Consider the following 20,430-nt stretch of genomic DNA (forward strand, 5'->3'; position numbering starts at 1 on the left):
CCTTTTCCTGATTTTAAAATGGCGTCGCACACTGCGATCATCAGTGATTTGCATTTGTGTGAAGCTGAACCGGTGAACCTGCGCTTCCCGTTGTGGAAGAAATTTAAGACACGTCAGTTCTTCTTTGATGACACGTTTGAAGTGTTTCTGAAGAACTGCGAGGAAAAGGCGCAAGGAGCATCCGTTGAGCTTGTTTTGAATGGTGACATCTTCGATTTTGACAGTGTGCTGCGTTTGCCGGATGAGCCGGTCTTTCATGTCAGTGGTCTTGAAAAGCGCCGCGGTCTTTTTCCGATCGAAGAGCGCTCTCGTTTTAAAATTGAGGTGATCCTGAAAGATCACGCCGACTGGGTGCGTGCTTTGCGTGAGTTTGTCCTGCGTGGCAACCGTGCGGTCTTTGTCATCGGCAATCACGATCTGGAACTTCACTTCCCGGAAGTGCAGGCTGAAATTTATCGTCACCTGAACTTGCCGGAAGACAAGAAGCAGCAGGTGCGCTTTGTCGAGTGGTTCTACATCAGCAATCAAGACACGCTGATCGAACACGGCAATCAGTACGATCCATATTGCATGTGTGAGGACCCGATCAATCCGTTTGTTCGTGGTTACAATTTTGTTTCGTTGAAACTTCCCTTTGGGAATCTGGCTTGCCGTTATCTGATGAACGGAATGGGTTTCTTCAACCCGCATGTGGACAGTAATTACATCATGAGTATTCCGCAGTACATTAAGTTCTTTGTGAAATACATGCTGCGTGCGCAGCCGGGTCTGGTGCTGACTTGGTTCTGGGGTTCGGTGCTGACGCTACTTCACTCGTTCTATGATCGTCTGGCGGCTCCGATGAGAAATCCTTTAAAGATTGAAGACCGCGTGTCTTTGATAGCCGAAAAGTCGAACGCAGAACCCCGCATGGTGCGTGAGCTGAAAGAGCTCTTTGTGGCTCCGGCGGCCAGCAATCCCTTTCTGCTGGCGCGAGAGCTGTGGCTGGATCGGGCATTTATTATTTTCGTGGCGTTCTATCTGATCTTCCAACTGATGATCGTTGTCCGGGCCATTTATGAAATCTCATTCTTCTGGGCTTTCATTCCGTTGTTCCTGCTGTTGCCGTTCTTCTTATTTTACAGCAAATCGGTGACCTCCCTCGTGTCTGGCTACAAAGAACCCGATGACCGTGTTCTGGCTATGACCAGTGCAATCACTAAAGTGAATCGCATAGTTTACGGGCACACTCATCACACCCGTCATGAAATGATCGGATCGGTCGAACACCTGAACAGCGGGTGCTGGTCGCCGGCCTTTTTGGATGTGGAATGCACCAAGCCGTTGGATCAAAAGACGTTCGTGTGGATATCCCCGGGTGAAGCCGGAGCCCGTCAGGCAGAGCTTTTCAAGTTCGTGGATGGAAAAGCGGAGCTGTTAATGAACCCGGGGCGCTCTTAAATTAGTGCGCCGCAAGAAGATTTCATATTGTCATTCACAGGACCCTATGCAAACCTTTTATCTGTTCGATTAACATGGATGGAGAGGTATATCATGGCAGAAGTACTTGTAGTAACAAGCAAAGTTAAAAAACTGATCAAAGAAAAAGGTCAAATGAACACATCTGCTGAGACTATTGACGTACTCAGTAAAGCCATTGAGCAACTGTGCTTGAAAGGCGTTGAATCTGCAAAAGCTGACGGTCGTAAAACCGTAATGGCTCGCGATATCGTTATCGACCACCTTTAATTCGGTCGAACGAAAATTCGTTCAGCATTGGTTCAATTTTAAAACCCACGGCCCTGAAACCGTGGGTTTTGCATTTTTTACGACAGAAAAATTCCCCCGGAGTTTTAATGATCAAAAAAGCCGTGCCTGCCCTTCTTGTTCTTGCCGCTGTTGTTGCCTGCTTTCTATGGCTCAAACCGTCTGAAGACCCTGATGTTCACAAGCCCCCTGTGGCGGCAAGCCAGGAGCCGGCTGACTTGGAATCTGCATCCGATTCCGCCCCCAGTGAAGTTGCCGCAGCCTTTGAGTTGAAAACTGCGGAACCGGCCGGTGAAAGTGTTCCCTTCGAGGAGCCAGCTTCCCCGCATGATGAGCCGTCAGTCAAAAATGAACTGACTTATGTGGTGCAAGACGGTGTGGCTGTCGTAAACGAAGACATCGTGATTGGAGTTCCCCGCAGCGCCAAGCTCCGTGGCAGTGTCGCCCTGGAAAGCGTCCAGTTGTGGGAAAACGGCGTGGTGCCGTTTCATATCCAGGATGATGTGCCCAACAAGTCAGAAATCATTCAGGCTATTGCCGAGTTTGTGGAAACTCCAATTAAGTTTGTTCCTTACAACCATCAGGAAGATGTTCTGGTGTTTGAAGCCGGTTCGGGGTGTAAATCCTATCTGGGAAAAGTCGGTGGCAAGCAGCCCCTGTGGATTTCCTCAGGCTGCGGTGTCACTGAGATCACCCACGAGATCATGCACGCCCTGGGGTTTATCCACGAACAGAATCGCAGCGATCGGGACCGGTTTGTTGAAGTGATGTGGGACAATATTCAGGAAAAGTACAAACACAATTTTGAACTGTTCCCGGCGTCATTGATGGTCTTAAGCGGGGCTTCGTCGTTCGACTTTGAATCGGTCACGCTGTATCAACCGACAGCTTTCAGTAAAAATGGCGGAGTGACTCTGAAATCAAAAACCGAAGCGCAACTGGCCCCCAGCGCGGCCCTGAGCGCCGGAGACATCCAGCGCCTTGTGCAGGTTTACGGCAAAAACTAAATCATGGCCTGCAGTTCATCCCAAGAGATGATCTTCACACCCAGGCCTTGAGCTTTTTCCACTTTTGATCCGGGATCATCACCCACGACCAGATAATTCAGCTTGGATGAAACCGAGCCCAGAATTTTTCCGCCGTTTTTCTCGATCAGATCTTTGGCGTCATCACGCTTCACCGGCAAAGTTCCGGTGATCAGGAAGCTCATCCCTGAAAGGGAACCCTCTTGCGCGCGCACGGGTCCTGCGATTTTCACACCGAGGTCCATCATCGCATACACCTCATCGACAAGCTTTGGATTGCCTGTCCAGTCGCGAATGGATTTGGCGACCTTGGCGCCGATTTCCGGCACCAGCAGCAGTTCTTCCTCCGTCGCGGCCAGGAACTTATCAATCGTCAGGAAGTGATCGGCCAGATGTTTTCCGGTTTGTTCACCCACGAAGCGAATTCCCAGCGCGAAGATGAAACGCGCCAGCGTCGGGTTTTTACTGTTTTCAATAGACTTGATAATGTTGTCAGCAGACTTGTCACCCTGACGATCCAAAGAAAGAATCTGTTCTTTTGTCAGACGGTAAAAATCCGAAAAGCTGGTCAGCAATTTGTTGTCGACCAAGGTTTCAATCAGACGATCACCCACTTTGTCGATATTCATCGCTCTTCGGGCCACGAAGTGTTTCAGGGATTCTTTCACCACAGCGATACACAGTGGATTCACACAGCGGGTGACCACTTCGCCCTCGGCTTTCACGGCGACGGAACCGCACGCCGGACAGTTTTCAGGAATCGAATAAGGCAAACGGTCCGCAGGGCGCTTGTCAGGATTTACAACTTCCACGATTTCCGGGATCACGTCGCCGGCACGCTGAATGATCACGGTGTCGCCGATGCGAATGTCCTTGCGGGTGATCTCATCCTGATTGTGTAAAGTTGCATTGGTGACCGTGACGCCGCCGACTTTCACGGGCTTCATGATGGCCACCGGAGTCAGTGCCCCCGTGCGGCCCACCTGGACGACAATGTCTTCGACGGTGGTTTGGGCCTGTTCCGGTTTGAATTTCGCGGCGGTGGCCCATCTGGGACTTCTGGCCACCAGCCCCAGATCATCCTGCAGGCGCAAGGAATTGACCTTGATCACCACACCATCGATATCAAAGGGAAGTTTTGGACGAACCTTTTCAATGTGGTGATAGTACTTCACAACCTCTTCCGGTCCCTTGGCCACCACCAGCAGTTCTTCTTTATAGGGAAGAACCGTCGGGATGCCGTGAGCACTGAAGTATTCCTGGATGTTCTTTTGGGTGTTGAAGGTTTCCCCTTCCACCGCACCCAGGGCATATCCAAAGAAACGCAGCGGACGTGAGGCCGCGATTTTGGAGTCCAGTTGGCGAACGGTGCCAGCCGCGGCATTGCGGGGATTGGCAAAAGTCTGTTGACCATTTTCCTGCTGAGTTTCATTCAGCTTGGCGAAGTCTTCTTTAAACATCAGAACTTCCCCGCGCACTTCCAAAAGCTCGGGTGGGTTTTTATGAGCAAGCTTTAGTGGAATGCTCTTGATGGTCTTGATGTTGTGGGTGACGTCTTCACCCACGGTGCCGTCGCCACGGGTGATGGCGCGAATGAACTGGCCTTTTTCATAGATGAGTTCCATGGAAAGGCCGTCAAATTTTAGCTCACACAGGTATTCCACGGGATCTTCGGTGTTGAGAAACTTGCGGACCCGTTCGTCGAACTCGAAAATATCTTCCGGAGAATAACTATTGGCCAGCGAAAGCATCGGCAAACGGTGCTGGGCTTTGGCAAAGCCCTCCAGAACTGTTCCGCCCACTCTTTGTGAAGGTGAATCGCTGAGGTCCAGACCTTTGGGGTTTTTTTCCAGCTCCAAAAGTTCGTTGAAGAGCTGATCGTATTCGTAATCTGTAATGATGGGCTTATCCAGAACATGATAGTTGTGGTCGTGTTCGGAAATGATCTTTTTGAGCTCTTCATGACGTTTTTTGGACATAGAACAATTTGCACCTATCTCTGAGGTCCAGTCACCATCAAACGCATTGGGCAAAAGATGACTCTGAAGATAGTTTGTAATAGCGTAGTTGTCGATAGACCGAGAGGAGCTTCCGGTGATTGACAAAAAGACGATCGAAACGATTGCCAAACTTGCCCGCCTGCATGTGACGGATGAAGAAGCCCAGGAATACAGCACCCAGCTGGCCAAGGCCCTGACCCACTTTGAGCAGATTTCAAAAATCAACACTGCCGGAATAGAACCTTTGGTGACCCCAACGGAAATTGAGGCTTACTGGCGCGAAGATGTTGTCAGTCAGGAATTCACGGCCGACGAAATGACTGGCAATGCTCCGGATCGTGCCGGCAATCTTTTTAAAGTTCCCCCGGTTGTTTAGGAGGTTGATTGTGGATTTAACATTTGCCTCTATTTCGGAAATTGCTGAAGCCGTCAAAACTCGCAAGGTCAGTGCCAAGGAAGTGGCACAGCATTTCCGTAAGCGCATTGAGTCTTTGAACCCGAAACTGAATGCCTTCACTTCCCTGAATCCTGTCGCGGTTCAGGACGCCGAGGCCTTGGATGCACGTATTGCCAAGGGCGAGGATGTCGGTCTGTTGGCGGGTGTTCCCTTTGGAATCAAAGAGATGTTTTGTACCAAGGGTCTTACGACCACGGCCGGAAGCAAGATTCTGGAAAACTTTGTTCCCCCTTATGACGCCACAGCGGTGGCGCGCCTAAAAAAATCCGGCATCGTGGTGATGGGAAAACTGAACCAGGACGAATTTGCCATGGGTTCATCCAACGAAACGTCTTTCCACGGAGTGGTGAAAAATCCGTGGGATCTGGAGCGAGTGCCGGGCGGATCTTCCGGAGGCTCGGCGGCCGCGCAGGCTTCACGTCTGGTGGCGGGAACTTTGGGAACTGATACGGGCGGCTCGATTCGTCAGCCCGCCAGCTTCTGTGGCATTGTCGGGGTAAAACCCACTTACGGCCGTGTTAGCCGCTATGGCATCATTGCTTATGCGTCTTCGCTGGATCAGGCAGGCCCCATGGTAAGTTCGGTGAAGGATGCGGCTTTGACCTTGGAAGTGATTTCCGGATTTGACCCGCAGGATTCCACCACCGCACAGAAAAAAGTCCCCGCCTGGAGTCAGAATCTGAAAGCCGATGTGAAAGGCATGAAGATCGGTCTGATGAAAGAATACATGACTGGAAATTTGCATCCAGACGTGCAAAAGACTGTGGAAAACTCGGTGGATACATTGAAACAACTGGGTGCTGAGATTGTTGAAGTCTCTGTTCCCATGACCGAGTTTGCCGTGCCGGTGTATTATCTGGTGGCCGCCAGTGAGGCATCGTCGAATCTTTCCCGCTATGACGGCGTGAAATATGGATACCGCGCGGAATTTAAAAATCTGTCAGCTGTGGATTTGGAAGAATTCTACAGTCAGACCCGCGGGCAGGCCTTTGGGGCCGAGGTCAAACGTCGTATCATGCTGGGAACCTACTGCCTTTCCAGTGGTTACTATGATGCATTTTACAATAAAGCCGGTCAGGTGCGCCGCCTGATCATGCAACAATATCTGGAAGCCTTCAAAAAATGTGATGTCATCCTGAGTCCCGTGACCACCGCGCCCGCCTTCAAGATTGGCGAGCGGGTTTCTGATCCGCTGGCGATGTATCTGAATGACATCTTCACCACTTCAACAAATCTGGCCGGGCTTCCGGGAATGAGTGTTCCCTTCGGGCAATCTCAAAGCGGTCTTCCCATCGGCATTCAACTGACGGCAGGTCACTTTGAAGAACAAAAAATGCTGAATGTGGCTTATGCACTGGAGAGCGCCTCTTTGGTGAAAGGAAAACATCCCCATGTCATCTAGAGGCTATGAAGCTGTCATAGGCATTGAGATCCACGTGCAGCTAAGCACCAGGACAAAAATCTTCAGCTCGGAAGCAACCACCTTTGATGCCGGTGACAATGAAAACACGTCACCCGTCAGCGTGGGCATGCCCGGCACCCTGCCGGTTCTAAATAGCAAAGTGGTTGAGTACTCGATCAAAACGGGCCTTGCTCTGGGTTGTGACATCCGTCGTAAATCTGTTTTTGCCAGAAAGAACTATTTTTATCCGGATCTTCCAAAAGGCTATCAGATTTCCCAGTACGATCAGCCGATCTGTGAAAACGGCTCCATCACCTTTAAGGTGGAAGGAAAAGAAAAAACTGTTTCCATCACCCGCGCACACATGGAAGAAGACGCTGGAAAATCCAATCACCACGGCGAATACACTTTGATCAATTACAACCGGGCCGGCATTCCACTGCTGGAGGTGGTCTCGGGTCCTGACATGCGCACTCCTCAGGAAGCCGCCGAATACGCACGCACGATCCGTCAGATTGTGCGGTACTTGGATGTGTGTGACGGAAACCTGGAAGAAGGCTCTTTGCGCTGTGACTGTAACGTTTCGGTCCGCAAAGAGGGCGCTACTCAGTTCGGAACCAAAGTCGAAATCAAAAACATCAACTCGTTCCGCTTTGTGGAAAAAGCGATTGAATATGAAATTGAACGTCAGATTGACTGTGTCGAGCGCGGTGAAAAAATCATTCAGGAAACCCGTTTGTGGGATCCGGACAAGAACCGCACGTTCTCAATGCGCGCCAAAGAAGATGCGCAAGACTATCGTTATTTTCCGGATCCGGATCTGCTGCCGGTGATAGTTACTGACGACATCATTGAAAAGTACAAAAAAGAACTTCCGGAGCTTCCGATTGCCCGCGCGAAGCGCTTTCAGGAACAGCACGCATTGCCAGAGCTCGATGCCGCCGTGCTGACCACGGAAAAAGATCTGGCGGATTTCTATGAGGACACAGCGAAAGAATCCAGAAATTTCAAGGCGTCCTCGAACTGGATTATGACAGAGCTTTTGCGTGAATTGAATTCCGCCAACAAGAACATCAAAGAATCCCCCATCAAACCGGCGCAGTTGGGCAAAATGATCGCGATGATCGACAAGGGCACAATTTCCGGTAAGATTGCCAAAACCATCTTCCAGGAAATGTGGGACTCCGGAAAAGATCCGGAAGTCATCATGAAGGAAAAAGGACTGGTGCAGATCTCGGACCCCGCCGCCATTGAAAAACTGGTGGATGAAGTGCTGGCGGCTAACGCGCAGACCGTCGAAGATCACAAGTCCGGCAAAAAGAAAAACCTTTTTGGCTTCTTTGTCGGCGCGGTGATGAAGGCCTCCAAGGGGCAGGCCAATCCGGAACTGGTAAATAAGATCCTTCAGGAAAAGTTGAAATAGGACAGGATAAAGAAATGAAGAAAGTTGCAGCACTTGATCTGGGAACGAACACTTTTCTGTGTCTGATTGCTTCAGGCGACAAAGACGGAATCAAAAAGGTGCATCGTGATTTGATGCAGGTTGTGCGTTTGGGTCAGGGGGTTGGTCAGACCGGCGAATTCCATCCCGATGCCTTGGCCCGGGCCCGCCAGTGTCTGACGGAATTTAAAAAAGAAATCGATTCTGAGCATGTCGATCAGATTCTGGCGATGGCGACCTCGGCCGCGCGAGATGCGCGTAATGGTCAGGAGCTCTTTCGTATTGGCGAAGAGCTGGGAATTCCGATTGAAATTATTCCTGGCGAGGATGAAGCAAGAATCACTTATCTGGGCGGGACTGCCGGTGGCACCGATCCGAATGTGACTTCCCTGGTGGTGGACGTTGGCGGTGGCTCCACCGAACTGATCGTTGGCAAGGGCGCTGATATCCTGTACGGCCACAGTCTTGACATCGGGGGTGTTCGCCTGACGGAAAAGTTTGTCACAACCCAGCCGGTGATCGAAAAGGATCGCAAGCCCTTGGAAGCCTATATTCAGGAACAACTGGCGACAATTTTGCCAGAAATTACAAAGCACAAGATTGATCAGATCGTGGCTGTTGCGGGAACACCCACAGCGCTGGTTGCGATCGAGGTCGGTGGCTTTGATGAAAAGAAAGTGGATGGTTTCTTTTTGAAGAAAGACCGTCTGGCCCATTGGGTGGAGGAATTTGCCCGTACCACCGTCGAAGAAAAAAAGACCAAGTACCATCTGGGCGGCCGAGCGGATATTATCTTTGCGGGGGCCTCGATCCTGCTGGCAGTGGTGGAAGCTTTAAATTTGGAAGGTATGGTTGTTACGACCAAAGGGGTTCGTTATGGTGTTGCGCTGGAAATGTTCTACGCTCGCTAAGTTTGTCATGTTTGCAGGATTGTTCCTGGTCCTGCTTCCGCAGTCCTTTGCGGCCAAGGAATTTTCAAAAAAGAAAGTCACTCTGGGCTCCAAGACCTTTGTCGTGGAGGTGGCCGAGACACCTGATCAGCATGAGCGCGGCCTGATGTTCCGCTCGCAGATGGGTGAAGATGAAGGAATGCTCTTTATATTTAAAAATGAGGAAACCCGATTCTTCTGGATGAAGAACACATTAATAGATCTGTCCATTGGCTACTTCGACAAAAGTCTGACCTTGATCGATGTGAAGGAAATGAAGTCCGGGAAAGGTGTTCCGGACTCGGCCTTGCCGTCTTATGCCAGTGCACAACCTGCGAAGTATGCGCTTGAAATGAACAAAGGTTGGTTCGATAAAAATAAAATAAAGATGGGTTCCAAACTCAAGATCCACTAGATCAAAAGTCCAGTGATTTTCTTAGTGTTTGCATGACTTCGATCTTGTGCTTAGATTGTTAATAACGCTTAACTGAAACAGTATGTTTCGTGGCATCAATCAAGGATGAATACATGATGAAAAAACTCGTTATCTTACTAGCGTGCCTAGGTCTGGCATTCCAAGTAACAAGCTGTACGTCTAAAGATAGCCAAGCAGACGCTGAAGTTGCTTCCGACTTCGATTCCGCAGACCTTGAAAAACTAGAAGGTGATGACGCCCTTGAAATTGCCGGTGATGACTCTTTGGCCAGCGACCAACTGCCAGAAGATGCTCTGGGCGAAACCACAACAACCACTGAAACAACAACCACAACTGCTGAAACGACTCTGGGTGATGATCAGGCTACCACAGAACAGACCGATGTCGCGACGACCACTGAAACTTTGCCAGCCGACCCGTTCGCAGAAGCTCCTGCTGCCGATGTTCCAGCTCCAACAACTTCTGTAGCTGAAACAACAACGACGACGGACACTTCCTCCAACTCTGTCTTTGAAAGTTCCACTGTGACTGAATCCTCCACGACAGTGGTTGATTCCTCTTCGGAAGCTCCGAAGAAAGCCAGCGCTCCATTGCAAAAAGTTGCAACAACTCCTTGGAAGGCCGGCGGCACCTGGTTCAATACAGTTTACTTCGCTCGCCCGGGTGACACTTTGAAAGGTATCAGCCAGATGATCTATGGCGCTGACAAGCGCAAGGAACTGAAAAAAGGCAACCCGACATTCAATTCCCGCGACGTTCGCGCTGGTGACAAGGTTTACTACAATTCTCCAAATCGTCCGGATGACTCTGCCCGCATGATCACTTACTACGAAGACAACGGCATTGCGCCTGAGACTTACGTGGCTAAAGCCGGTGACAACATCAGAAAAGTTTCCAAAGACCTTCTGGGTTATGACAACGCATGGAAAGAGGTTTGGTCCTCTAACTCTGTAGACTCCAAAGGCAATATCGCTGAAGGTACAGAGCTTCGTTACTGGAGAGGCGGCGCGGTTGCTGCGGCTCCGGCTCCGGCGCAACCTGCGATGGAACAACCGCACCAGGAAGTGGCTGGCAATATGCCTGCGGCTCCTGCGGAAGAAATCCCGGCTCCACCAATGCCGGAAGATCCAATGGCTCAGCAGGCTCAGATGGACATCCCACCGCCTCCGATGGAGCAAGCGGGTGATATGGCTCCGCCTCCTCCGCCGCCAGACATGGCTCAGGACATGGCGCCACCACCACCACCACCAGTGGAAGCAATCAATCCTCCGGCTCCGCAAGTGGCTGAAGAAGCTCCGACCGGCATGGATAACGACACAACAATGGCTTTGGCAGTTGTTGGTCTGGCAGCCGCAGGTTTGGCAGTGCTGATTGTGATGAGAAAGAAAAGAAAACAGAAAGAGCTTGAACAGCAGGCTATGGACAACACCCACGTAGGAACATAATCAGGTTCCCGGGTCCTCCAAAAAATAAAAGAGCGAGTTTTCACTCGCTCTTTTTGTTTTTCCGGATCTTATCCGACTTTTTTAAAGATCGTATCCATTACGGACCGGCGATCGTTTCGGGAGTTTTCCACGAAATAGATCAGGTCATCGACAATCTGAACGTCACGGTTGTTCACCGGCATGAACTTCACGCCGACCCCAACAGAGTTGGTCCAGATCACATGAGCGGCGATCTTGCGCTCACGACCGGCCACGATAATGACCAGGTTTAGTTTTTCGTTGGCGCGAACTTCTCCGCCCTCAAACTCTAAAAAGGCTCCCGTGATGCTGATATTCTTAAGCGTGCCTTTGGTCTCTTCGCGCGCGTAATTGCGCTTAAAAGACACCTCGAGGTTAAGAGGGGTTCTTGGTGCCGGAACTGTATATGTGTCCTCCACGTCAGACTCCTTGTGCTTAAATTTGGATACTATCCTTTCGGTATTACTTACCAAAAATTAATAGGGGGTCGGGGTGATTTTTGAAATTTCAGGTTAAAATTTTGAAAACCGGACCTTCCCAGGCTCATATTTAAACACCTGAAATGGCTTCACTTTTAGAAAACAAAAAAACTGTTAAGTTTCCAGTCATTATGAACAACTTTCTGTTTCCTCGACCCTGTTTCACCCTGAAACAATCAGCTTACAAAGGGGCCCCCGGGAGTTTTGCTGTTGACAAGCGGGGGGCGGCTCAAGGACAGTGGGGTCATAACGAATAAGTACGAATCCAGTCGGATCGGCTTCCTATATATATCGCTCTTTTTTCTGATTTAAATCCCTACAAGGAGAATTTGTTTGTCTGAACCTAAAGATCAACAAGGCGTTGAGGTGGTAAAAAAACGTACCCGCACTGCGAAGAGTACTACTGAAGAAACCTCTGCTCCAGCAGCTGCCGAAGCTTCCCCAGCACCTGCAGCCGAAGCCGCACCCGTTGCGCCACAAGCCACTGAAACTGCCCCTGCCGCTCCAGCCGGTCAGGAACCTCGCCAGGACAGACCTCAACAAAATCAGCAACGCCGTGAATTCCGCCCGCACAATCGCGACAATCGTGATCGTGGGGATCGCAATGACCGCGCTGACCGCAACGACCGTGGGGATCGTGGTGACAGAAATGATCGTGGTGGTCACAGAAACGATCGCGGCAACAATCAGCGCCGTGACTTCCGTCATGACCGTGGCCGCGATGAAGCCCAGCCGATGGGTGATGACGCTCACTCGGTGATGCCAGCTCAGGTTCAGGACGTGGATTTGGCGGACATTTCTTTGACCGACGAGGAAAAGAGCTGGTTGTCCTCCAAGGATTTGAAATCAAAAAACATCACGCAGCTAACAGAGCTTGCGAACAAACTGAAAATCGAAAACGCTGCCGGTCTTCGCCGTCAGGACATGATCTTCGAAATTTTGAAGCGTGCCGCGAAACTGGGTCAGGACATTTATGGTTCTGGCGTTCTGGAAATCCTTCCGGACGGTTACGGTTTCCTGCGTTCTCCGGATTACAACTATCTTCCAGGTCCGGATGATATCTATGTTTCCCCATCCCAGATCCGTCGCTTCGGTCTAAGAACCGGTGATACGGTGACGGGAACAGTGCGCCCGCCGAAAGATGGCGAGCGTTACTTTGCATTGTTGAAAGTGGATTCTCTGAACTTCGAGACCACTGAAAAAGGCAAAGACAAGATCCTGTTCGACAACTTGACGCCGCTTTATCCTAACGAGCGCCTGAAGCTGGAACACAGCCCTGGTGAATACACCACGCGTGTTGTGGACTTGATGGCTCCGTTGGGTAAAGGTCAGCGTGCCTTGATCGTGGCGCCACCAAGAACGGGTAAAACCGTTTTGATGCAGCAAATTGCCAATGCGATCACGCACAATCATCCGGAAGTGAAATTGATCGTTCTTCTGATCGATGAACGTCCGGAAGAGGTGACCGACATGCAACGTACCGTAAAAGGTGAAGTTGTATCGTCCACGTTCGATGAGCCACCAACTCGTCACGTTCAGGTTGCCGAGATGGTTATTGAAAAAGCAAAACGTCTGGTTGAACACAAACACGACGTTGTCATCCTTTTGGATTCCATAACTCGTCTGGCGCGCGCTTACAACACGGTTGTTCCGCCTTCTGGAAAAATCCTGTCTGGTGGTGTGGACTCCAACGCCCTTCACAAACCAAAACGTTTCTTCGGTGCGGCTCGTAACATCGAAGAGGGCGGATCTTTGACTATCATCGCGACGGCTTTGATCGATACGGGTTCCCGTATGGATGAGGTTATCTTCGAGGAATTCAAAGGTACTGGTAACGCCGAGATCCACCTGGATCGCAAGCTGATGGAAAAACGTATCTTCCCTTGCATGGACATCAACAAATCCGGCACTCGTAAAGAGGACCTGTTGGTTGATAAAGCAGACTTGAACCGTCTGTGGATCCTGAGAAAAGTTTTGGCGCCAATGAACGTTATCGACGCGATGGAATTCCTGATCGATAAAGTTGAAGGCACGAAAACAAACACCGACTTCCTGAAGGCGATGTCTGGACCAGGCTAAGCTTTGCTTAGCCCTGGATATTGGAGATTGGAAATTTGAGGTTATGAGGAAGGGAGTCGATGAGACTCCCTTTTTTATTTATGGATTGGGTTGTGGTTGAGGCTCGGGCTGCGGTTGAGGTTGCGGCTGAGGCTGTGGCTGGGGTTCTGGTTGGGGTTCTGGTTGGGGTTCTGGTTGGGGTTGGGGCTCTGGCTCTGGAGTGGGTTCGGTTTTTTTCAAAGTATCGGTTTCACAACCGCCATAGATCTGATCGGTGTTGATGACACCTTCAAACGGATAGACGAAGTCGGACATTCCGTCGGAGCCCTCTTTGGTCGTATTCACCGTCAGCTTGTGGTTTAAGCCTTCAGAGGTGATATGGATCAGGCCGCCTTTATCAAAAGTCACTTTACCGGTCAGCTCAACCGAGCCCTGATCCGGAGTGGAGACTTTCACCTTGTTGGTGTCGGAGTTATAGGACACGGAAATAAAAGGTTCAGTGAAGGTGCAATAGATGCTTTCGGCCGATGCCACATGAGACAGGGTTAAAACGGCCGCAAAAGGGATCAGAAACTTCATGGAATTCCTCCTTGTTATAGTGGCTCAAGGGTAGGTGCGCCCGGGGTGGCTCTCAAGATTCCGTCAGGGGCGAAGGCAAAATACAAGGGGCTGTCAGCTTCGGGGAGGTCTGGTTTTCCTGGCGTTGGCGGGAGCCCCCGAGGTTCATCTGGGGTTGGTCATGATATATCTTAAATATACGTTATTATTAAATATTAACGAAACCAAGGATGGCCATGGTCGGCGGATCTGTTGCTAAAAAAAGCAGCGATTTCTGCTCGACACGGGGTAGTCAGTATGTTACATCCTTACAGCTTAAGACCCATAGGTTAAATTATTTAGAAGGAATCAGGTCATGAAACAAAACCTACACCCAAAAGTAAATACTGTTGTATTTAAAGATATCTCTTGCGACTTCAGTTTCTTGGGAACATCTACTCTGCACTCTTCCGAAACTGTTAAATGGGAAGATGGTAAAGAATATCCACTAATCAAAGTTGAGATCTCTTCTGCATCTCACCCGTTCTTCACTGGTAAGCAACGTGTGATGGATACTGAAGGTCGTATCGATCGTTTCAAAAAACGTTACGGCAAGAAGTAAATTTCAGACCTCCGTTCGGAGGACGTTCTTGTATGAAATGCGGTTCAATCTTCGAACCGCATTTTCGTTTTCAGCGATGGTCCCAATCCCGATCAGCATGATTTATCAGACCTATCAATAGATCCAGGAGCCTCAGCCATGTTCTCGAAGTTAGATGCAGTCGAATCTCGTTACGAAGAAGTCAATATGGCTCTTCAAAGACCGGACATTGCCTCTAATCAGACGCAATACCGTGCTTTGATGAAAGAACTGGGCAATCTGGAAAAGATCGTTCTGGTTTATCGCGACTATCGCAAGAAAACTGAAAACCTGAAAGCCAGCAAAGAGCTTCTGACTGCGGAACAGGATGCAGAAATGCGTGAACTGATCCGTGAAGAGGTGAAAGAGCTTGAAGCTGAGCTGCCTGAGCTTGAACAACAGCTTAAAATCGCCCTGATTCCCAAAGATCCGAACGACGACAAGAATACCATTCTTGAGATTCGTGCCGGTGCCGGTGGGGATGAAGCGGCTTTGTTCGCTGATGAATTGTTCCGTGGTTATGTTCACTATGCCTCCACTCAAGGGTGGAAGGTGGAGATGATTTCTTTCTCTGAAGGCAATGCCGGCGGAGCCAAAGAGATCATCGCCAGTGTCACGGGCGATTCCGTCTTTAGTAAACTGAAATACGAATCCGGCGTTCACCGCGTTCAGCGTGTTCCTAAAACGGAAGCCGCGGGTCGTATCCACACGTCCACTGTGACAGTGGCGGTGATCCCAGAGGTTGAAGTTTCGGAAATCAAGATCCCGATGTCTGACGTGCGTATTGAGACCATGCGTTCTCAGGGCTCCGGCGGTCAGTCGGTGAACAGAACTGAATCCGCGGTTCGTGTCGTGCATTTGCCGACAGGTATCGACGTTAAATGTCAGGAAGGTAAATCACAGTCCACGAACCGTGAGCGTGCTTTCCAGATCCTTTACGCAAAACTGCAGCAGATTGAGGACGAAAAGGCCCGTAAAGAGGCGTCCGATGTCCGCCTGGAGCAGATCGGTACAGGCGATCGTTCTGAGCGCATCCGCACCTACAACTTCCCTCAGACCCGTATCACCGATCACCGCATCGGTTTGACGATCCACCAACTGGATCAGGTTATGAGCGGTTCATTTGAGTTGCTGATTGATCCACTCATTGCTAACTTCCAAGCAGAGGCACTTAAAAAACAAGTCTCTGCTTAATGAATGAAACTAAAAGAAATACTCGATAAAACCACAGCTTTCTTCAAAGACAAAAAAATCGATACTCCACGTTTGGATGCGGAACTGCTTTTGGCCCACGGGCTGAAGCTGGAACGCATTCAGCTTTATTTGCGCTTTGATCAGCCGATGAAGGATGAAGAGCTGGCCGTTCTGCGTGAACTGGTCCGCCGTCGCGCTTCCGGAGAGCCGGTGGCCTACATTCTGGGTTATCGTGATTTCTTCAATCACCGTTTCGAGGTGAACAACCAGGTGCTGATCCCGCGCCCGGAAACTGAACACATTGTGGAAGATGTTCTGGCGTGGGCTTCGGACAAAGAAGCATCCTTGGGTCTTATTGACCTGGGATGTGGTTCGGGGTGCATTGGATTGAGCCTTTTGAAGGAATATCCAAACGCCAAGCTGATCGCCGTGGACCTGCTTCCGGGGGCCATTGAGGTTGCTCAAAGAAATGCGCAGGCGCTGGAAGTGGCTGATCGGGTTCAATTCCTAAACCTGGATGCGGGAAATGTGGAAGCCATCATGTCGGCATACAAGGACTTCACCGGACAAAGCGGGATTGATGTGTTGGTTTCCAATCCTCCGTACATCGCTTCGGATGACCCGCAGGTGGAAGAAAACGTTAAGAAGTTTGAACCCAACTCGGCTTTGTATGCCGAAGATAGCGGCCTGGCCCTACTAAAGGGATGGTCCAAAGCTTTCGCCCCCTACCTGAAGACACCGGGCTTGATGTTGATGGAAATGGGAATGAGTCAGGGACCGGCGATGAAGCAGGCCTATGAAAGCTTAAAAATATTTAACGAAATCAGTGTCATCAAAGATCTTTCTGGGCATGATAGAGTCATCCGCGGAGAAACACATGGATAAAATGGTCGTCATGGGCAATGGCCCACTAAAAGGTACTGTCGCTACGAGTGGTGCAAAGAACGCTGCTCTGCCAATTTTGTTTTCGACTCTTCTTGCTGAAGGCAACCACGTCTTCACCAATATGCCGAAACTGAAGGATATCGAATCCACTTCTGAACTTTTAAACAGCCTGGGCTGTGAAACAAAGTGGGTGGGTGATGAATTTCACGTTACTGTGAACAAGCCTTCTTCTTTTGAAGCGTCTTACGATCTGGTTCGCAAGATGCGCGCAAGCTTCCTGTGCATGGGCCCGATGCTGGCAAAATACGGTGAAGCGGTTGTTTCCCAGCCGGGTGGTTGTGCCATCGGAAGTCGTCCTATTGATTTGCATTTGGACGGTTTCAGAGCCCTGGGCGCAACAATCACGCAAAAAGAAGGTTATGTTCACGCAGGTTCCCCGAAACTAAAAGGTGGAACTTTCCTGTTTGAAACAGTGACCGTGGGTGGAACTGAGAACGTGATGATGGCAGCGACTCTTGCTGACGGTGTGACGGTTCTTGAAAACGCGGCGAAAGAGCCTGAGATCGTTGATCTGGCTGAATACCTGAACAAGATGGGTGCCAAGATCACGGGTCATGGGACCAGCGTGATTCGTATTGAAGGCGTGGCAAAACTGACGCCTGCAAAACATTCCATCATGCCTGATCGTATTGAAGCGGGAACTTTGCTGATTGCCGGCGCGATCACCAAAGGTCAAGTGACGGTGACGAAGTGTGTGCCGGCTCATCTGGAAGCATTGATTCTGAAAATGCGCGAAGCGGGTTTTAAGATCGAAACAACGAAAGACACCATGACGGTCTTCCCTTGTGACAAGTGGGAGGCGGTGGATATCACCACGGCTCCTCACCCATTGTTCCCGACAGATCTTCAGGCGCAGTTCATGGCATTGATGACGGTTGCTCACGGGACCAGTGTTATCACTGAAACTGTTTTTGAAAACCGCTTCATGCACGTGACCGAGCTTTGCCGTCTGGGCGCGGATATCACGCCGAAAACCCGTGTGGCCGTTGTTCGTGGCAGCCCTGGTCAGTTGACCGGTGCGCCGGTGATGGCAACGGACTTGCGCGCCAGTGCCTCGTTGGTTCTGGCGGGCCTGGTGGCTTCCGGTGAAACCGTTGTCAGCCGCATCTATCACCTGGATCGTGGATACGAAAAGCTTGAAGACAAGCTTTCCTCCCTGGGTGCGAAGATCAGAAGAATTGAATAAGAAAAAAAGGCTCCTTCACGGAGCCTTTTTTATTTCTGCGAACTATTTCCCCACACAGGCTTTGATGGCTTTACTGAATGCGGAAGATCCGGTGATGGAGGTTCCAGAGTTCGTGTAGCGAGCCCCCGCCTTCACGACATACTGGGCGCGGCAACCGCCGTGAGTGTTGATCCCGACAAGTTCATTGGTCTTTTCGTTGATCACCGGTGCGCCCCAACTGCCATATGAAGTGTCGGCATCGTGTTCGATGATTTCAGGAATCAGGAAGATGCCCGCTTTCACAAGTTTTCCATGGGACACTTGCTGCGCAAAATGCATCTGTTCCGGATTGGAATTGGCCGGCATTTCACCGTGTTTGATGTCATAAAGATCATTCAAGGCGTAGCCATAGCTGACCACCCGAATAGGATCATTGTTCTGGGATTTCTTCGTCGCTATATGATAGAAGCCCTGAACAGCCCCTGCATTTTTGCCAGTCACTTCGTTGGGTTTCAGTCTTAGTACAGCCCACTGATGTCCAATGCCGTCCGCTTTGTGGCGTTCCGTGCCTTTTTCTACATAGTAACGGTCTTCCAGGGAAGACTTCTGCGCGACACCGGCAACGGATACCGGAACGTTGAATTCGACATAGTCACGGTCCAAAGCGCACGCCCCCACCGTCACAACACAGTTGTCACTGACCAAAGTCACTGTGCAGCCTTGAGTGGCGCCTTCTTTAACCAGGCGGCCGACCTTGCTGTCGAAAGAAAGAGCGCGATCATCAGTGCCGCCGCAGATTTCAGCGTGAGCCAAAGACGAGAAGGTGGAAGCAAGTAAAAGAGAAACAATGAACTTCATTGAAAGACCTTTCTAAAAAATTTTGAAAGATCTAATGGGACAACCAACAACAAATCAAAACAAAGATCACTGCTGCAACCATTGGCTGCGTAAACACATGCGTTCCAAAAACTAGCAGAAACAGAAAGTGGATTTACAAACCCAGAGCATCCATTTTTTCTTTTTCATAGGTGTCGTTTTCACCCGGATAACGAAGTTCACCTTCGAGCTTTCCGCTTTCTTTCGCCAGCGCCCAGATCAGGCTTTGTCCTGAAGGCATGCTGTTGGGAAGCTTTGTGAAGACTGGATCTTTGAAGGCTTTTTTTGCATCGATCACTTTCCAGCCGCGTTTTTTAAACATCGCAATCAGATCATCCAGGAAAAGCGCATTCACCAGATTATAGTGAACCAGTAAAGTGTGCTTCACCTCATGGCCCAGGACTTTTTTGGAAAGATCATTGTAATACTGGGCGCGGTCCCACATGTGCTGCAGGTAAAAATCGCGGAATTTGGAAAGATCAAAATCAGGATCGGTGGCAAGTTTGTCGCGCAGGCGGCGGTCCACATACCAGTCCGAAGCATCAATGGTCACGTGTCCATTGCGATAGGAGTTCTTCTTCATCCAGTCGCGAACCGCATCGCGCTTTTCGGCGGTGTCCCCTTCTGCCAGCATCGGGAAGCGGAAGATCTTTTCAAAGTTCTTCTGGGATTTCAGCTGCTCATCGCATTGCTGGATTTCGGCAATCTCGTCACTGACACTGACCTTGGCGTCGAAGCGCTTGTGGTTCACGGTGTGATTGCCGATCAGGTGGCCCTGGTCGGACCATTCCACCAGCAGCTTTTCGTCCCGCGGGGATTTCAGGTGTTTGCACGTCACAAAAAGGGCGGCTTTGATTTTATGTTTTTTCAGGGCCGCTAAGATGGCTTCGTTTCTTTTTTCCGCAGGAAGGTGGGTTTCTTCATGCACATTAAAGTCGTCCATGGTGATGGCAACTTCGGTGGACTGTGCGAAGCCGGGAATGATCAGGATTGCAAAAACAGCGATGAGTGATTTCATAAATCAACCATGGCACTTAACTTCGATTTTTTGAACTTTAAAAAAAGAAAAGGCCTGCAAGGAGGGGGATCCGCAGGCCTTTTTAAGAGAAAAAAACAGTCTCAGCCCGCGGAGGGGATGGGGCTGAGACTCATGATTGAGATTACTGAGTAACCTCGCTGATACCAAACACAAAGAAGACGACCGTTTTGTTCCCGAAGCCGAAACCAGGGAGGGGGTCCACAGTTTCCAGCTCAAAATTGGGAGCAAGTTGATGTTCAAGTTCAATACCGCTCATCATAACTTTAAAACCAATGTAAGGAGTCAGGTCGATTTGTGACTTCAAAAGGAAGAATGTTTGCTGGTCAGCCATCGCCAAAACGAGAGAGCCGTCAGCCAAAGCCACGATTTCACCTGTGTGAGTTTTGAAGTTGTAGTTTTGAAGATCGGAAACACCGACTTCTTCGCCCATTGCATTGTTTGGCAAAACACCAGCACGCGCTACCGCGGAAATCGCCAGTACTACCAAGATGTATGCTGCAATCAAAGCGTTACGAATCACTACTTACTCCCCAAATCACGAACTTACGATGTCCTATAAAGCAAACCGTGTGCCAATATGAGACAGTCCTGAAAGTGC

The 20,430-nt window shown here is 50.1% G+C and carries 20 protein-coding genes; 14 read left to right on the forward strand and 6 right to left on the reverse strand.

Annotated features, from left to right (window positions below):
- Positions 1-18: 18 nt before the first annotated feature.
- From ACZ520_RS00250 to ACZ520_RS00260, 3 genes are all read left to right on the forward strand, one after another.
- Positions 19-1,440: a metallophosphoesterase gene (locus ACZ520_RS00250; protein WP_088566953.1), complete on the forward strand. Its 1,422-nt coding sequence runs from the start codon at positions 19-21 to the stop codon at positions 1,438-1,440.
- 93 nt (positions 1,441-1,533) lie between these two features.
- On the forward strand, positions 1,534-1,728 hold the full coding sequence (locus tag ACZ520_RS00255; protein ID WP_011162677.1) for a histone-like protein: 195 nt from the start codon (positions 1,534-1,536) through the stop codon (positions 1,726-1,728).
- Positions 1,729-1,835: 107 nt separating this feature from the next.
- Positions 1,836-2,753: a M12 family metallopeptidase gene (locus ACZ520_RS00260; RefSeq protein ID WP_464126989.1), complete on the forward strand. Its 918-nt coding sequence runs from the start codon at positions 1,836-1,838 to the stop codon at positions 2,751-2,753.
- On the opposite strand, the gene ligA is transcribed toward ACZ520_RS00260, so the two are convergent.
- A complete protein-coding gene (gene ligA / locus ACZ520_RS00265; RefSeq protein ID WP_374031660.1) occupies positions 2,750-4,750 on the reverse strand; it encodes an NAD-dependent DNA ligase LigA in 2,001 nt (666 codons plus the stop codon). The genes ACZ520_RS00260 and ligA overlap by 4 nt on opposite strands.
- Before the next feature lie 115 nt (positions 4,751-4,865).
- On the opposite strand from ligA, the gene gatC reads away from it, so the two are divergent.
- From gatC to ACZ520_RS00295, 6 genes are all read left to right on the forward strand, one after another.
- Positions 4,866-5,147, forward strand: coding sequence for an Asp-tRNA(Asn)/Glu-tRNA(Gln) amidotransferase subunit GatC (gene gatC / locus ACZ520_RS00270; protein ID WP_088566699.1), 282 nt, complete (start codon positions 4,866-4,868; stop codon positions 5,145-5,147).
- Positions 5,148-5,157: 10 nt separating this feature from the next.
- Positions 5,158-6,630 carry an Asp-tRNA(Asn)/Glu-tRNA(Gln) amidotransferase subunit GatA gene (gatA, locus tag ACZ520_RS00275; protein ID WP_464126992.1) on the forward strand — a complete coding sequence of 491 codons (1,473 nt, stop codon included), beginning with the start codon at positions 5,158-5,160 and terminating at the stop codon, positions 6,628-6,630.
- The gene (gatB, locus tag ACZ520_RS00280; RefSeq protein WP_088566697.1) at positions 6,620-8,053 is read left to right on the forward strand and encodes an Asp-tRNA(Asn)/Glu-tRNA(Gln) amidotransferase subunit GatB; all 1,434 of its coding nucleotides are present in this window, start codon (positions 6,620-6,622) and stop codon (positions 8,051-8,053) included. Before gatA ends, gatB begins: the two co-directional genes overlap by 11 nt.
- A 14-nt stretch (positions 8,054-8,067) precedes the next feature.
- The gene (locus ACZ520_RS00285) at positions 8,068-8,982 is read left to right on the forward strand and encodes a Ppx/GppA phosphatase family protein (RefSeq protein ID WP_088566696.1); all 915 of its coding nucleotides are present in this window, start codon (positions 8,068-8,070) and stop codon (positions 8,980-8,982) included.
- Positions 8,983-8,989: 7 nt separating this feature from the next.
- Positions 8,990-9,415: a DUF192 domain-containing protein gene (locus tag ACZ520_RS00290; RefSeq protein WP_374031663.1), complete on the forward strand. Its 426-nt coding sequence runs from the start codon at positions 8,990-8,992 to the stop codon at positions 9,413-9,415.
- Between the two features lie 113 nt (positions 9,416-9,528).
- Positions 9,529-10,881, forward strand: a complete 1,353-nt coding sequence (locus ACZ520_RS00295; protein ID WP_416479703.1) for an LPXTG cell wall anchor domain-containing protein — start codon at positions 9,529-9,531, stop codon at positions 10,879-10,881.
- A gap of 68 nt (positions 10,882-10,949) precedes the next feature.
- On the opposite strand, the gene ACZ520_RS00300 is transcribed toward ACZ520_RS00295, so the two are convergent.
- Positions 10,950-11,318: a PilZ domain-containing protein gene (locus ACZ520_RS00300; RefSeq protein WP_011162686.1), complete on the reverse strand. Its 369-nt coding sequence runs from the start codon at positions 11,316-11,318 to the stop codon at positions 10,950-10,952.
- Positions 11,319-11,711: 393 nt separating this feature from the next.
- Here ACZ520_RS00300 and rho point away from each other — a divergent pair, with 393 nt between their 5' ends.
- On the forward strand, positions 11,712-13,457 hold the full coding sequence (gene rho / locus ACZ520_RS00305; RefSeq protein WP_464126996.1) for a transcription termination factor Rho: 1,746 nt from the start codon (positions 11,712-11,714) through the stop codon (positions 13,455-13,457).
- 78 nt (positions 13,458-13,535) lie between these two features.
- On the opposite strand, the gene ACZ520_RS00310 is transcribed toward rho, so the two are convergent.
- The gene (locus ACZ520_RS00310) at positions 13,536-14,015 is read right to left on the reverse strand and encodes a hypothetical protein (RefSeq protein ID WP_464126998.1); all 480 of its coding nucleotides are present in this window, start codon (positions 14,013-14,015) and stop codon (positions 13,536-13,538) included.
- Between the two features lie 334 nt (positions 14,016-14,349).
- Here ACZ520_RS00310 and ACZ520_RS00315 point away from each other — a divergent pair, with 334 nt between their 5' ends.
- From ACZ520_RS00315 to murA, 4 genes are all read left to right on the forward strand, one after another.
- A complete protein-coding gene (locus tag ACZ520_RS00315; RefSeq protein WP_011162689.1) occupies positions 14,350-14,595 on the forward strand; it encodes a type B 50S ribosomal protein L31 in 246 nt (81 codons plus the stop codon).
- Positions 14,596-14,733: 138 nt separating this feature from the next.
- On the forward strand, positions 14,734-15,807 hold the full coding sequence (prfA, locus tag ACZ520_RS00320) for a peptide chain release factor 1 (protein ID WP_088566691.1): 1,074 nt from the start codon (positions 14,734-14,736) through the stop codon (positions 15,805-15,807).
- A 3-nt stretch (positions 15,808-15,810) separates the two neighbouring features.
- Positions 15,811-16,692, forward strand: coding sequence for a peptide chain release factor N(5)-glutamine methyltransferase (gene prmC, locus ACZ520_RS00325; protein WP_374034481.1), 882 nt, complete (start codon positions 15,811-15,813; stop codon positions 16,690-16,692).
- The gene (gene murA, locus ACZ520_RS00330) at positions 16,685-17,938 is read left to right on the forward strand and encodes a UDP-N-acetylglucosamine 1-carboxyvinyltransferase (protein ID WP_088566689.1); all 1,254 of its coding nucleotides are present in this window, start codon (positions 16,685-16,687) and stop codon (positions 17,936-17,938) included. The genes prmC and murA overlap by 8 nt, the downstream gene beginning before the upstream one ends.
- A 42-nt stretch (positions 17,939-17,980) precedes the next feature.
- Here murA and ACZ520_RS00335 read toward each other — a convergent pair whose 3' ends face one another.
- The 3 genes from ACZ520_RS00335 to ACZ520_RS00345 form a co-directional block, all read right to left on the reverse strand.
- Positions 17,981-18,775 (reverse strand): trypsin-like serine peptidase, encoded by a 795-nt coding sequence (locus tag ACZ520_RS00335; protein WP_416479700.1) that lies wholly within the window; start codon positions 18,773-18,775, stop codon positions 17,981-17,983.
- Between the two features lie 133 nt (positions 18,776-18,908).
- Positions 18,909-19,811: a polysaccharide deacetylase family protein gene (locus ACZ520_RS00340; protein ID WP_464127002.1), complete on the reverse strand. Its 903-nt coding sequence runs from the start codon at positions 19,809-19,811 to the stop codon at positions 18,909-18,911.
- Between the two features lie 142 nt (positions 19,812-19,953).
- Positions 19,954-20,352: a hypothetical protein gene (locus ACZ520_RS00345; RefSeq protein WP_011162695.1), complete on the reverse strand. Its 399-nt coding sequence runs from the start codon at positions 20,350-20,352 to the stop codon at positions 19,954-19,956.
- Positions 20,353-20,430 lie beyond the last annotated feature (78 nt).

Source organism: Bdellovibrio sp. BIS2, assembly GCF_055398295.1.

What these genes read in the sequence shown, in the direction of transcription:
- ACZ520_RS00310 (WP_464126998.1), bottom strand. Translation starts at nt 14,015, where the DNA reads ATGAAGTTTCTGATCCCTTTTGCGGCCGTTTTAACCCTGTCTCATGTG.
- murA (WP_088566689.1), top strand. Translation starts at nt 16,685, where the DNA reads ATGGATAAAATGGTCGTCATGGGCAATGGCCCACTAAAAGGTACTGTC.
- gatB (WP_088566697.1), top strand. Translation starts at nt 6,620, where the DNA reads ATGTCATCTAGAGGCTATGAAGCTGTCATAGGCATTGAGATCCACGTG.
- ACZ520_RS00260 (WP_464126989.1), top strand. Translation starts at nt 1,836, where the DNA reads ATGATCAAAAAAGCCGTGCCTGCCCTTCTTGTTCTTGCCGCTGTTGTT.
- ACZ520_RS00290 (WP_374031663.1), top strand. Translation starts at nt 8,990, where the DNA reads ATGTTTGCAGGATTGTTCCTGGTCCTGCTTCCGCAGTCCTTTGCGGCC.
- ACZ520_RS00340 (WP_464127002.1), bottom strand. Translation starts at nt 19,811, where the DNA reads ATGAAATCACTCATCGCTGTTTTTGCAATCCTGATCATTCCCGGCTTC.
- prmC (WP_374034481.1), top strand. Translation starts at nt 15,811, where the DNA reads ATGAAACTAAAAGAAATACTCGATAAAACCACAGCTTTCTTCAAAGAC.
- ACZ520_RS00285 (WP_088566696.1), top strand. Translation starts at nt 8,068, where the DNA reads ATGAAGAAAGTTGCAGCACTTGATCTGGGAACGAACACTTTTCTGTGT.
- ligA (WP_374031660.1), bottom strand. Translation starts at nt 4,750, where the DNA reads ATGTCCAAAAAACGTCATGAAGAGCTCAAAAAGATCATTTCCGAACAC.
- prfA (WP_088566691.1), top strand. Translation starts at nt 14,734, where the DNA reads ATGTTCTCGAAGTTAGATGCAGTCGAATCTCGTTACGAAGAAGTCAAT.
- ACZ520_RS00335 (WP_416479700.1), bottom strand. Translation starts at nt 18,775, where the DNA reads ATGAAGTTCATTGTTTCTCTTTTACTTGCTTCCACCTTCTCGTCTTTG.
- ACZ520_RS00295 (WP_416479703.1), top strand. Translation starts at nt 9,529, where the DNA reads ATGATGAAAAAACTCGTTATCTTACTAGCGTGCCTAGGTCTGGCATTC.
- ACZ520_RS00315 (WP_011162689.1), top strand. Translation starts at nt 14,350, where the DNA reads ATGAAACAAAACCTACACCCAAAAGTAAATACTGTTGTATTTAAAGAT.
- ACZ520_RS00255 (WP_011162677.1), top strand. Translation starts at nt 1,534, where the DNA reads ATGGCAGAAGTACTTGTAGTAACAAGCAAAGTTAAAAAACTGATCAAA.
- ACZ520_RS00250 (WP_088566953.1), top strand. Translation starts at nt 19, where the DNA reads ATGGCGTCGCACACTGCGATCATCAGTGATTTGCATTTGTGTGAAGCT.